This is a genomic window from Streptomyces naganishii JCM 4654 (genome assembly GCF_014650575.1).
In the GTDB taxonomy this organism is placed as follows: domain Bacteria; phylum Actinomycetota; class Actinomycetes; order Streptomycetales; family Streptomycetaceae; genus Streptomyces; species Streptomyces naganishii.
In genome coordinates this window covers 95,086-106,875 of record NZ_BMVF01000018.1, presented here as the reverse complement: position 1 = coordinate 106,875, position 11,790 = coordinate 95,086, and the positions used below count along the sequence as shown (strand labels likewise).

The window sequence follows — 11,790 nt, the reverse complement described above, 5'->3', positions numbered from 1 at the left end:
GGGCCGGACTCTCAAGGAACTCCAAAGCGGGCGCGGCCCCCGCCGCCGGTGGTCGCGCCGATACTGGGGGCATGACGACGGCTCCAGGCACCGTGCTGGTCGTTGAGGACGAGCCGAGCATCGCGGACGTCCTCGCGATCGCCCTGCGCTACCACCGCTTCGAGGTGATGACGGCGGGCACCGTCCGCGAGGCGCTCGCGCTGGCCGAGCGCACCGCACCGGACGCGGCCCTGCTGGACGTGATGCTGCCGGACGGCGACGGCCGGGCGCTGGGGCGCCGGCTGCGGGCGTGGCGGCCGGAGCTGGCGCTGGTCTTCCTCACCGCCCGGGACTCACCGGCGGAGGTCGTCGGCGCCCTCGGCTTCGGCGACGACTACATCACCAAGCCGTTCAACATCGACGAGGTGGTCGCCCGGATCACCGCCGTGCTGCGCCGCACCCGGCCAGACGACGTGCTGCCGAGGCGCCCGCCGCTGCGCTACGGCGACCTGGAGCTGGACGAGACGACGTACTCGGTGCACCGGGCTGGCCGGACCGTGGAGCTCACCCCCACCGAGTACGCCCTGCTGCGCTTCCTGGTGCGCAACGGCGGCCGGATCGTGCCCAAGGAGCAACTGCTCAAGCACGTCTGGCAGTACGAGCACGCGCCGGCGGAGTCGACCGTGGTCGAGACCTACATCAGCTATCTGCGCCGCAAGCTGGACACCCTCGGGCCGCCGGTGATCACCACGCGGCGCGGTGTCGGATACGGGCTGGCGTGAGGAGGACCGGCCCGCGTGTGCCGCGCCGGCGGCACGGCACGCACTCGCTGCGCGGAAAGCTCACCCTGACGAACGTGGCGCTGCTGGCGGTGGGCATCGTGGTGTCCACCGCGGTGAGCCTGATGGGGATGGGTCACTATCTGCTCGGCCAGGTGGACTCCCAGCTGCTCAAGACGCGGCAGTCCATCGCGAGTTCGGGGCTGACCATGCGGCAGATCGACTCGCTGGCCGCGCTGGCGCTGGTGCGGGAGCGGTTCGTGCAGCCCAGCAGTCAGCAGTCCCGCCCGGACTCGGTGTTCACCGCGGTCGACGGGCGCGGCCGGCCCATCCCCATCGCGGGTTTCGCGCCGAGCGACACCCAGCGCGCGCTGGCCGGGGTGGTCGGCGACCCGCGCGTACTGGCCGCCGGCGGCACCCCGCACGAGGTGACGGTGCACGGGGCGTCGTACCGGACGACCGCCGTGCGGCTCGAGGACGGCAACTACCTGCTGTTCGCCACCTCCACCGACGCCCTGCACACGGGCATAGGCAAGGCTCTCAAGCTCGACCTCGCCGTGGGCACGCTGCTGCTGGCGCTGCTGGTCTGCCTGACCATGTTCTCGGTGCGGCGGCGGATGCGGCCGCTGGAGGACATGGTGGAGACGTCCTCCGCGATAGCCGAGGGCGACCTGACCCGGCGGGTGCCCTCCAGCCACCACCCGACCCAGGAGGTCGAGCAGTTGCGCATCGCGCTGAACTCCATGCTGCACCAGGTGGAGTCGGCGTACCGCACGCGCGAGCGCAGCGCGGCCCAGCTGCGCCGCTTCGTCGCCGACGCCTCGCACGAGCTGCGCACCCCGCTGGCGGCGATACGCGGCTACCTCCAGCTCTACGACAAGGGGATGCTCACCGAGCCGGCCGAGCGGCGGCGGGCCTGGGACCGGGTGAACGCCGAGACGGACCGGATGGGCCGGCTGGTGGACGAACTGCTCACCCTGGCCCGCCTGGACCAGCGGCCCGAGCTGCGGCTGCGCGACGTGGACGTGAGCCGGCTGGTGCGGGACGCGGCCGAGGACCTGCGCGCGCAGCAGCCGGAGCGGCCGGTGACGGTCCAGGCGGCGGGTTCGGTGCTGGTGCGGGCCGACGAGTCGGGGCTGCGGCAGGTGCTGGGCAACCTGGTGACCAACGTGCGCGTGCACACGGCCGCCGACGTCCCGGTGCGGCTCGGCGTGGAACGCGCCGGACGGGTCGTACGGCTGCGGGTCGCCGACAAGGGGCCGGGGCTCGCCGAGGAGCACGCGGCCCGCGTCTTCGACCGCTTCTTCCGCACGGGCACCGGCGCCGGGAGCGGCCTGGGCCTGGCCATCGTCCAGGGCGTGGTGGAGGCCCACTCCGGCGAGGTGGGCGTCCGCACCGCCCCGGGCGAGGGACTGGAGGTGACGGTCACCCTGCCGGCGGGTCCGTGCGAGGTACCCGGGCCGCACGAGCGGGCCGAGGACTCCCCTGAGCCCGGGGCCCGCCGGCGGTGACGGGTCAGATCCAGCCGAGTTTCCAGAGGCGGAAGACGCCGGTGCCGTCCGAGAGGTACTGGCCGCCGCCCACGTCCTCGCTGGTGACGACGTACTCCTTCTGCTGCCACAGGGGGATCAGGGGCACGTCCTGGGCGACGTCGGCTTGGAGGGTGCGGAAGTCCGCGAACACCCGGCTGCGGTCGGCGAACTGCCGGCTGTCGGTGATGAGGCGGTCGACGGCCCTGCTGCTGTAGCCGGTGTTCATCGTGGAGCCGGTGCCGACCAGCGGGGCGCCGAAGGTGTCCGGGTCGGGGTAGTCCGCGACCCAGCCGACCGCGTAGGCGTCGAGCTTGCCGGCCGCCCAGCGCTTCTGGAAGTCGGTCCACTCGTAGCCCTTGACGTCGACCTTGAACAGGCCGCCCGCCTCCAGCTGCCGCTTGAGCTCGGCGGCCTCCTGCTCACCCGAGCCGCGGCCCTTGCCGTAGCCGTAGGTGAAGCGCACGGGGACGGACACGCCGGCCTCGGTCAGCAGTTCCCGGGCCTTCTTGACGCTCTGCGCCGGGTAGGCGTCGAAGAAGGACGTGGTGTGGCCGGTGATGCCGGCCGGGATCAGCGAGTAGAGCGCGTCGACCGTGTCGTCGTAGACGGAGGTGGCCAGCTGCTCGCGGTTGATCAGCCAGGCGATGGCGCGGCGGACGCGCACGTCGTGCAGCGGTGAGGAGGCCCGGGTGTTGAGGTAGAGGTTGCGGGTCTCGGAGCTGTCGGACTCCGACACGCGCTGGCTGGGGTCGCTGGGGTTGAGCCGGGCGAGGACGTCCGGGGTCAGCGTGCGGGTGGCGACCTCGACCTGCTTGTCCTTCCACGCCGCGTCGAGCGCCTTGCCGTCGGAGTAGTAGCGCAGCTCGACCGGGCTGCGGGCGCCGGTGACGGCGCCCTGGTAGGAACCGTTCGGCGTCAGTTGCGCGCTCTTGTCCTTGGTGTAGCCGGTCAGCTGGTACGGGCCGGTGCCGTCGACCTGCGTGCCGCCGCGCAGCGCGTCGAGGGCGTAGTGGGTGTGGTCGACGATGGACCCGGCGCCGGTGGCCACCTTGAACGGGAAGGTGGCGTCCGGCGTCGACAGGTGGAACGTCACCTCCTGGCCGCTGGCGTCCACGGAGCCGAGGGTGGAGAACAGGGATGCCGGGCCGACGTCGGAGTTGATCTTCTTGACGCGGTCGAAGGAGTACTTCACGTCCTCGGCCGTCATCGCGCGTCCGCTCGGGAACTTCAGCCCGTCCCGCACCTCGCAGCGGTAGGTGCGCAGTCCGCCGCCGACGAAGCCGCAGCTCCTGGCCGCGTCGGGGACGGGGGTGGCGCCGTCCGGCGCGAAGGTGAGCAGCGACTGGAAGACGTTGCTGAACAGGGCCCAGGAGCCGGCGTCGTAGGCGCCGGCCGGGTCGAGCGAGGTGACGGCGTCCGTCGTGCCGACCTTGATGGTCTTGTTCTTGTCTCCCTGCGACGGCAGCAGTTGCCAGCCGCCGACACCCACGACGGCCAGGACGAGCAGCGTCACGAGTATCCGCATGCGAACGGATCGCATCGGTGTCCTCCCCAGACCCCTCAGGGGCCCCTGTGCAAGCGCATACGCCACCCCCCTTGGTGGCGCCGATACCTAATCACACGGGTTTCGCCCGGGGAAGAGGGTTCTGGAGAGAATGGAAAGAAGTTACGGAAATTTGTTGCCGGTTCGTTTCCCGGCCGGTTCTCAGCTTGTCACCGGGATTGCGCGCCTTGCCCCGGTATGCACCCTGATGTCCTTTTACCGTGCCCCGATCGGGGACCGCTCGGGCCTGCCCGGGGGCGAGCCGGAAGAGCCCGACGCCGTCCGTCCCTCCGGGTGTCCGGAACGCTATGACGTCCGGCGCAGTGCGCGCAGCCCGCGCAACCTAGGCCGTCGGCCGGCCGTGGTCGAACGCGAGGCCGCTGCCGTCCTTGACGAGATTCTTGACGAAAGTGACCCAGATGATCCAGCTCCACACCCCGAAGGCGAGCAGGAACCAGGAGAGGGGGCGGCTGAGCTTCATACGCCCAGTATCGCTGGCGCGCGCCCCGCTCCGTGTCCGGGGTGGGAGGGGGGACGGGACTTCGCCGCGCGGGGCAGGTACTTTTCCGACCGTGTCCGCACCCCAGAAGACCGTCAGGCGACCCCTGGTGGTCACTTCCGCCGCCCTGTTGTCGGTTTCGCTCACCGCGCCCGCCGCCCTGGCGGCCCCGGCGCCGAAGACGAGCCCGTCGGCCACTCCCCCGGCGCGGATGTCCGCCGTGGGCGGCGCCCGCCTCGGCCTGCCCGGGACCCAGGTGAACCTCGCCGGCGGCGTACCGGTGCTGCCCAAGGACCTCACCGCGCGCTCCTGGATCGTGGCCGACGCGGAGTCGGGCCAGGTGCTGGCGGCGCACAACGCGCACTGGCGGCTGCCCCCGGCGAGCACGCTGAAGATGCTGTTCGCGGACACCGTGCTGCCGAAGTTCCCGCGCGACCAGAAGCACAAGGTGGCCGTGACCGACCTGGCCGGGATGGGCGCGGGCTCAAGCCTGGTCGGGATAAAGGAGAACGAGACCTACACGGTCCACGACCTGTGGCTGGGCGTCTTCCTGCGCTCGGGCAACGACGCGGTGCACGTGCTGTCGGCGATGAACGGCGGCGTGCCGCAGACCGTGAAGGACATGAACGCGCACGCCGCCGAACTCCAGGCCATGGACACCCATGTGGTGAGCCCGGACGGCTACGACGCCGACGGCCAGGTCTCCTCCGCGTACGACCTGACGCTGTTCGCGCGCTCCGGGCTGCAGAAGAAGGACTTCCGGGAGTACTGCTCGACCGTGCGGGCCTCCTTCCCGGGCGAGACGACGAAGGACAAGAAGGGCAAGTCCACCCGGGGTTCCTTCGAGATCCAGAACACCAACCGGCTGCTCAGCGGCGACTACGACCTCTCCGTGTACCCGGGCATCGCGGGGGTGAAGAACGGCAACACCACCAACGCGGGCGCCACCTTCACCGGTGTCGCCGAGCGCGACGGCCGAGTGCTGCTGGTGACGGTGATGAACCCGGAGAAGAAGGAGCACAACGAGGTCTACCGGGAGAGCGCCAAGCTCTTCGACTGGGGCTTCAAGGCGGCCGGGAAGGTGCAGCCGGTGGGCACGCTGGTGCCGCCGAAGAGCGCGGACGCGGCGACCCAGCCGGGCGCAAACTCCTCCGCGGGCCAGTCGGGCGGCGCGGGCGGCTCCTCGTCCCGGCCGGTGGCCGGCGCCTCCGTCAAGAGCGGCTCGGGCGGGATGGGGATCGCGCTGGGCATCTCCGCCGGGGTGCTGGTGCTGCTCGCGGCGGGCGCGTTCCTGGTCAACCGCCGCTGGCCGCTGCCGGATCTGATGCGCCGCCGGAGCCGCTCCTGAGCCCCGCCTCCTTCTCCTTGCTCCCCGTCGCCGTCCAGGCGGCGCAGTACAGCACCAGCTTGGACGTGAAGTTGATCCACAGCAGCAGGGCGACGGGGACGCCGAAGGCGCCGTACATGCTCTTGGCCGCGACGCCCTGGATGTAGCCGCTGAGCAGCAGCTTGAGCAGTTCGAAGCCGACCGCGCCGAGCAGTGCGGCGACCAGCAGCCGGTGGCGCGGGGGCTCGACGCCGGGCAGCAGGGTCAGGACGTACAGCAGGACCAGGAAGTCGGCGAGCACGGCGACGGCGAAGGCGACGACGCGCAACAGCAGGCTGCCCCAGCCGTGTTCGTCCAGGCCGAACTGGCGGGAGGTCCAGCCGACGGCGGCCGAGGCGAGGGTGGAGACGGCGAGGGTGACGACCACCGCGCCGCCGAAACCGAGCAGGATGCCGCCGTCCTTGAGCTTGTCCAGCAGCGGGTTGCCGTCGGCGTCGGGCAGTTCCCACACCGCCCGCAGGCAGTCCCGCATCTGGCCGACCCAGCCGATGCCGGTGAACAGCAGGAAGGCACCCGCGATCACGCCGACCGTGCCGGCGTTCTGCACCAGGGCGCTGATGTCCAGTTGGCTGCCGAGCCCCGGGAACTGCTGCTCGATCTTGTTCTGGAGGGTGTGCTGCTGTGCGGGGCCGAGCGTGGCGGCGCCGATCGCCGCGCCGACCGTCAGCAGCGGGAACAGGGCGACGAAGCTGACGAACGTCATGGCGGCGGCGAGCCGCGTCCACTTCACCCGGTCCAGACGCTCGTACGAACGCCAGGCGTGCGTGAGCATCAGGCGCGCCAGCCAAGGGCCGACGACGGGAAGGTTCTTCAGCCAGTCCATGATCCGACTGTGCCCGCTGCCGGGACGCATGAACACCGCGTTTCTGCGACAAAACGCCCATAAGCGAGCGATAGTGTCGTCTGCCGTGAAGGATGTCCTCGACCGCCTCGCCCCCGCCGGCCGTCTCCCCCGGTCCCTGCTCGTCCTCGGTGGCACGTCGGAGATCGCGCTGGCCACCGCGCGCCGGCTGATCGCGCGGCGCACCCGCACGGTGTGGCTGGCCGGCCGCCCCGCTCCCGCGCTGGAGGAGGCCGCCGCGCATCTGCGGTCGCTGGGCGCCGAGGTGCGCACCGTCGCCTTCGACGCGGTCGACCCGCTGGCCCACGAGGCCGCGCTCGGCAAGGTGTTCGCCGAGGGCGCCGTCGACATGGTGCTGCTGGCCTTCGGCGTGCTCGGCGACCAGGCGTACGACGAGCGCGAGCCGCTGAACGCGGTGGCCGTCGTGCAGACCAACTACACCGGGGCGGTGTCCGCGGGCCTGGTGACCGCGCGCGAGCTGCAGAACCAGGGGCACGGCTCGCTGGTGGTGCTCTCCTCCGTGGCCGCCGGGCGGGCCCGCAGGGCGGACTTCATCTACGGCTCCAGCAAGGCCGGTCTGGACACCTTCGCGCAGGGCCTCGGCGACGCGCTGTACGGAACGGGCGTCCACGTCATGGTCGTCCGGCCCGCCTTCGTGCGGACGCGGGCGACGGCCGGGCGGCCGGCCGAACCGTTCACGAGCACACCCGGCGAGGTCGCCACGGCGATCGAACTGGGCCTGCGGCGCCGCTCGGAGGACGTGTGGGTACCGGGCTCCCTGCGCCTGATGGCATCGGCCGTACGCCACCTGCCACGAGCACTGTTCCGACGGCTGCCGCTGTAGAAGCCCGGTTCGCGGGGGCTGCCGCCGACGTCTCCTGCCGGGCGCGGTCTATCGGGTGGGGAGGGTGCCGTGGTCGGCGGGGGTGTCGACCGGGGCCGCCTGCGGGGGCACCACCGTGCGGCCGCCGAAGGTGAACTCCCGCAGCCGGCGCCAGACTCCGTCCGCGCCCTGTTCGTGCAGGGCGAAGCCCGTGCAGTGCCACTCGGCGGTGTAGTCGGCGAGTTCCTCCAGGGCGCGGTCCATCGCCGCGTCCTCGATGCCGTGCGCCACCGTGACGTGCGGGTGGTAGGGGAACTGGAGCTCCCGCGCCACCGGGCCGGAGGCGTCGCGGACCTGCTTCTGGAGCCAGGTGCAGGCCTCGGCGCCCTCGACCACCCGCACGTACACCACCGGCGACAGCGGGCGGAAGGTGTCCGTGCCCGACAGCCGCATGGTGAAGGGGCGTCCGGCCGCGGCCACCGCGGTCAGATGGGCCTCGACGGCCGGCAGGTCGCCGTCGCCGACCTCGGTCGGCGGGAGCAGCGTGACGTGCGTGGGGATGTTGTGAGCCGCGGCGTCGCCGAAGCCCGCGCGCCGCTCCTGGAGCAGGCTGCCGTGCGGCTCCGGGACCGCGATCGACACGCCGATCGTTACGGTCCCCACGTCGTCTCCCTGTCGTCGTGCCGGATGGGTCGTCTGTTTCGTTCTCGGCCCTTTGGCCGTTTCGTCACCGCCGTCCGGCTTCGACTGTACGACCACGGCCGTCCTGTGGGCAGGCGCAGCCGCAGTGATGTGCAGCGCTTCGCCCCCGGCGCGGGCGTGCGGTGGTGCGCCTCAGTGCTTGGCGGGCAGGAAGCCCACCCTGGCGTACGCCTCGGCGAGCGTCTCGGCGGCGACCGCGCGCGCCTTCTCCGCGCCCTTGGCCAGGATCGAGTCCAGCGTCTCCGGGTCGTCCAGGTAGCCCTGGGTGCGCTCCCGGAACGGCGTCACGAACTCGACCATGACCTCGGCGAGGTCGGTCTTGAGCGCACCGTAGCCCTTGCCGGCGTACTTCTCCTCCAGTTCGCCCACACCCGCGCCCGTCAGGGTCGAGTAGATGGACAGCAGGTTGCTGACGCCGGGCTTGGTCTCCGGGTCGAAGCGGATGACCGTGTCGGTGTCGGTGACCGCGCTCCTGACCTTCTTGGCGGTGGCCTTCGGGTCGTCGAGGAGGTTGATGAGGCCCTTCGGCGTGGAGGCCGACTTGCTCATCTTGACCGTGGGGTCCTGGAGGTCGTAGATCTTCGCCGTCTCCTTGAGGATGTACGCGCTCGGGACGGTGAAGGTCTCGCCGAAGCGGCCGTTGAAGCGCTCGGCGAGGTCGCGGGTCAGCTCGATGTGCTGGCGCTGGTCCTCGCCGACCGGCACCTCGTTGGCCTGGTACAGCAGGATGTCGGCGACCTGGAGGATCGGGTACGTGAACAGGCCGACGGAGGCGCGGTCGGCGCCCTGCTTGGCCGACTTGTCCTTGAACTGGGTCATCCGGGAGGCCTCGCCGAAGCCGGTGAGGCAGTTCATGACCCAGGCGAGCTGGGCGTGCTCGGGCACGTGGCTCTGCACGAAGAGCGTGCAGCGGTCCGGGTCGAGCCCGGCGGCCAGCAGCTGGGCGGCGGCGAGCCGGGTGTTGGCGCGCAGCACGGCCGGGTCCTGCGGGATCGTGATCGCGTGCAGGTCGACGACCATGTAGAACGCGTCGTGGGTCTCCTGGAGGGACACCCACTGGCGGACGGCGCCGAGGTAGTTGCCGAGGTGGAAGGAGCCCGCGGTGGGCTGGATCCCGGACAGCACGCGAGGTCGGTCGTTGGCCATGCTCACCATTCTCTCAGGTACGGGGCACTGATCCGGAAACGGCCCGGCACCGGCCGTGCACCGTTGCGCGCCGCGGCGGATCCGTTGTGGCCGGGGGGTGGTAATAAGGGCCTCGAGGGAGGGGGGTCTTCATGCGACGGGCGGTGGGAGCGGTGGTGGCGGCCGCGGCCGCGGTGGTCCTGGCGGGCCGGCCGGGGAGCGCGGCCGCGGCGGACGCCTCGGGGTTCCGCCCGATGTCCGCCCCCGGGGCGTATGCCGAGCCCGATGTGGCGGTGGTCACGTACACCGCCACCGGGCGGACGGCGGCCTGGCATTCCGGGGAGCCCGAGTTCGACGGGCTGCGCAGCGTGCTGGATCCGACGTACCCGGGTACGGAGCGGGTTCCGCGGGCCTGGACGGAGGGGCGCCATCCGCCGGTGCGGATCACCGTGCTGTGGGGGCTGACCGGGGTCGGGGGCTGGCCGCAGACGAGCCGGGCGCCCGGCGGGGACGTGGCGATGCTGCGCCAGGACCAGTTGTTCGTGGCCGAGGACGGCACGCCGTGGGTGCGCACCGACCCGGCGCCGGACCTGCCGGACGACGACATCCGCTGGCACCGGGCGTCGCGCCGCTTCTTCGACCTCGCGGACCACGACGGCCTGCTCGGGCGCGAGCCCGCGGCGGCCGGCGGCGACGGGACGCGGGAGCGGGTGTGGTGGGCGGCCGCGGGGCTCGCCGCCGGGGTCGCGGGCTCCGTACTGGTACGCCGCGCGACGGGCCGCCGTGAGACCGGCCCGCCGCACGGCGGCCCGCGCCAGGAACTGATCGACCTGTGAGCCGACCGCGGCCCTGAGCCCGACCGGCCGGCCCCGGAAACACTCCGCCCCCTCGGCCCCGGCCGCCGCCGGGAGATCGCGATCCGTGCGCCCGGCCCGTCCGTGAGCCCGGCCGGTCCGTGAGCCCGGCCGGGTTCCGAGGCGAGGTCCCGGCCGGCCTGAGCCCCGTCGGCCGGTGAGCCTCCGACGGGTCTCAGGGGCCCCGGTGCGTGACCGGGCCGTCCGTTGGGCGGCCGGGGGCGGGCGCGTGGGGGCGGTCGGGGCTCCGTCAGCCGAGGTCGATCTCCGGGTAGAGCGGGAAGCCCGCGACCAGGTCGGTGGCGCGGTGGGAGATCTCGTCCGCGATCTTCGCGTCGAGCACGTGCTGCGCCTTGGACGGGGCGCCCTTGGCGGTGGTGCCCGGCTCGGCGGCGGTCAGCACGCGGTCGATGAGGCCGGCGACCTCGTCCATCTCCGCGGTGCCGAGGCCGCGGGTGGTCAGGGCGGGGGTGCCGACGCGGATGCCGGAGGTGTACCAGGCGCCGTTGGGGTCGGCCGGGATGGCGTTGCGGTTGGTGACGATGCCCGACTCCAGCAGCGCCGCTTCCGCCTGACGGCCGGTGAGGCCGTACGACGTCGCCACGTCGATCAGGTTGAGGTGGTTGTCCGTGCCGCCGGTGACCAGGGTGGCGCCGCGCCGCGTCAGGCCCTCGGCCAGGGCGCGCGAGTTGTCCACGATGCGCTGGGCGTAGTCCCGGAAGGAGGGCTGCCGGGCCTCGGCCAGGGCCACCGCCTTGGCGGCCATCACGTGCGGCAGCGGGCCGCCGAGCACCATCGGGCAGCCGCGGTCGACCTGGTCCTTGAGGGAGTCGTCGCACAGGACCATGCCGCCGCGCGGGCCGCGCAGCGACTTGTGGGTGGTCGTGGTCACGATCTGGGCGTGCGGCACCGGGTCGAAGTCGCCGGTGAGGACCTTGCCCGCGACCAGGCCCGCGAAGTGGGCCATGTCGACCATGAGCGTGGCGCCGACCTCGTCGGCGATCTCGCGCATGATCCGGAAGTTCACGAGGCGGGGGTAGGCCGAGTAGCCGGCCACGATGATCAGCGGCTTGAACTCCCGGGCGGAGGCGCGCAGGGCGTCGTAGTCGAGCAGGCCGGTGGCCGGGTCGGTGCCGTAGGAACGCTGGTCGAACATCTTGCCGGAGATGTTCGGGCGGAAGCCGTGGGTGAGGTGGCCGCCGGCGTCCAGGGACATGCCGAGCATGCGCTGGTTGCCGAAGGCCTGGCGCAGCTCGGCCCAGTCGGCCTCGGACAGGTCGTTGACCTGGCGGGCGCCGGTCTTCTCCAGGAACGGCGCCTCGACGCGGTCGGCGAGGACGGCCCAGAAGGCGACGAGGTTGGCGTCGATGCCGGAGTGCGGCTGGACGTAGGCGTGGCGGGCGCCGAAGAGTTCGCGGGCGTGCTCGGCGGCCAGCGACTCGACGGTGTCGACGTTGCGGCAGCCGGCGTAGAAGCGGCGGCCGACGGTGCCCTCGGCGTACTTGTCGCTGAACCAGTTGCCCATCGCCAGCAGGGTGGCCGGGGAGGCGTAGTTCTCGGATGCGATCAGCTTGAGCATCTCGCGCTGGTCGGCGACCTCCTGGCCGATGGCGTCGGCGACGCGCGGCTCCACGGCGCGCACCACGTCCAGGGCGGCGCGGAAGGCGGTGGACTCGGGGGAAAGGGGCTGCTCTGGCATGGGGACCTCCGGACGTGGCGTTCGGCG

The 11,790-nt window shown here is 72.3% G+C and carries 10 protein-coding genes and 1 pseudogene; 5 read left to right on the top strand and 6 right to left on the bottom strand.

Annotated elements, in window-relative coordinates:
* The first annotated feature begins 71 nt into the window (after positions 1-71).
* Both IE217_RS27585 and IE217_RS27580 read left to right on the top strand, forming a co-directional pair.
* Positions 72-761: a response regulator transcription factor gene (locus tag IE217_RS27585; protein WP_190180662.1), complete on the top strand. Its 690-nt coding sequence runs from the start codon at positions 72-74 to the stop codon at positions 759-761.
* 17 nt (positions 762-778) lie between these two features.
* Positions 779-2,269 (top strand): HAMP domain-containing sensor histidine kinase, encoded by a 1,491-nt coding sequence (locus IE217_RS27580; RefSeq protein ID WP_229865641.1) that lies wholly within the window; start codon positions 779-781, stop codon positions 2,267-2,269.
* Between the two features lie 4 nt (positions 2,270-2,273).
* On the opposite strand, the gene IE217_RS27575 is transcribed toward IE217_RS27580, so the two are convergent.
* Together IE217_RS27575 and IE217_RS27570 are read right to left on the bottom strand one after the other, a co-directional pair.
* Positions 2,274-3,830 carry an ABC transporter substrate-binding protein gene (locus tag IE217_RS27575; protein WP_190180660.1) on the bottom strand — a complete coding sequence of 519 codons (1,557 nt, stop codon included), beginning with the start codon at positions 3,828-3,830 and terminating at the stop codon, positions 2,274-2,276.
* A gap of 349 nt (positions 3,831-4,179) precedes the next feature.
* Positions 4,180-4,314, bottom strand: a pseudogene (locus IE217_RS27570) (SCO4848 family membrane protein); the annotation flags it as partial.
* Between the two features lie 91 nt (positions 4,315-4,405).
* Between IE217_RS27570 and IE217_RS27565 the strand changes: the two are divergent.
* Entirely contained in the window at positions 4,406-5,680 is a 1,275-nt protein-coding gene (locus tag IE217_RS27565; protein WP_229865640.1) for a D-alanyl-D-alanine carboxypeptidase family protein, read from the top strand.
* On the opposite strand, the gene IE217_RS27560 is transcribed toward IE217_RS27565, so the two are convergent.
* Entirely contained in the window at positions 5,628-6,542 is a 915-nt protein-coding gene (locus tag IE217_RS27560; protein WP_190180658.1) for a YihY/virulence factor BrkB family protein, read from the bottom strand. The two genes, IE217_RS27565 and IE217_RS27560, sit on opposite strands and share 53 nt — an antisense overlap.
* Before the next feature lie 85 nt (positions 6,543-6,627).
* Between IE217_RS27560 and dprE2 the strand changes: the two genes are divergently transcribed.
* Entirely contained in the window at positions 6,628-7,404 is a 777-nt protein-coding gene (dprE2, locus tag IE217_RS27555) for a decaprenylphospho-beta-D-erythro-pentofuranosid-2-ulose 2-reductase (protein ID WP_229865637.1), read from the top strand.
* A gap of 48 nt (positions 7,405-7,452) precedes the next feature.
* Here dprE2 and IE217_RS27550 read toward each other — a convergent pair whose 3' ends face one another.
* Positions 7,453-8,046, bottom strand: a complete 594-nt coding sequence (locus IE217_RS27550; protein WP_190180656.1) for a 2'-5' RNA ligase family protein — start codon at positions 8,044-8,046, stop codon at positions 7,453-7,455.
* A gap of 171 nt (positions 8,047-8,217) precedes the next feature.
* A complete protein-coding gene (trpS, locus tag IE217_RS27545; protein ID WP_190180655.1) occupies positions 8,218-9,231 on the bottom strand; it encodes a tryptophan--tRNA ligase in 1,014 nt (337 codons plus the stop codon).
* Positions 9,232-9,362: 131 nt separating this feature from the next.
* On the opposite strand from trpS, the gene IE217_RS27540 reads away from it, so the two are divergent.
* Positions 9,363-10,046 carry a hypothetical protein gene (locus IE217_RS27540; protein WP_190180654.1) on the top strand — a complete coding sequence of 228 codons (684 nt, stop codon included), beginning with the start codon at positions 9,363-9,365 and terminating at the stop codon, positions 10,044-10,046.
* A gap of 268 nt (positions 10,047-10,314) precedes the next feature.
* Here the strand turns inward: IE217_RS27540 and IE217_RS27535 are convergent, their stop codons facing one another.
* Positions 10,315-11,763: a glycine hydroxymethyltransferase gene (locus IE217_RS27535; RefSeq protein WP_190180653.1), complete on the bottom strand. Its 1,449-nt coding sequence runs from the start codon at positions 11,761-11,763 to the stop codon at positions 10,315-10,317.
* Positions 11,764-11,790 lie beyond the last annotated feature (27 nt).

Coding starts and splice junctions, on each gene's coding strand:
- IE217_RS27585 (WP_190180662.1), top strand. CDS start 72: ATGACGACGGCTCCAGGCACCGTGCTGGTCGTTGAGGACGAGCCGAGC.
- IE217_RS27575 (WP_190180660.1), bottom strand. CDS start 3,830: ATGCGATCCGTTCGCATGCGGATACTCGTGACGCTGCTCGTCCTGGCC.
- IE217_RS27560 (WP_190180658.1), bottom strand. CDS start 6,542: ATGGACTGGCTGAAGAACCTTCCCGTCGTCGGCCCTTGGCTGGCGCGC.
- trpS (WP_190180655.1), bottom strand. CDS start 9,231: ATGGCCAACGACCGACCTCGCGTGCTGTCCGGGATCCAGCCCACCGCG.
- IE217_RS27540 (WP_190180654.1), top strand. CDS start 9,363: ATGCGACGGGCGGTGGGAGCGGTGGTGGCGGCCGCGGCCGCGGTGGTC.
- IE217_RS27535 (WP_190180653.1), bottom strand. CDS start 11,763: ATGCCAGAGCAGCCCCTTTCCCCCGAGTCCACCGCCTTCCGCGCCGCC.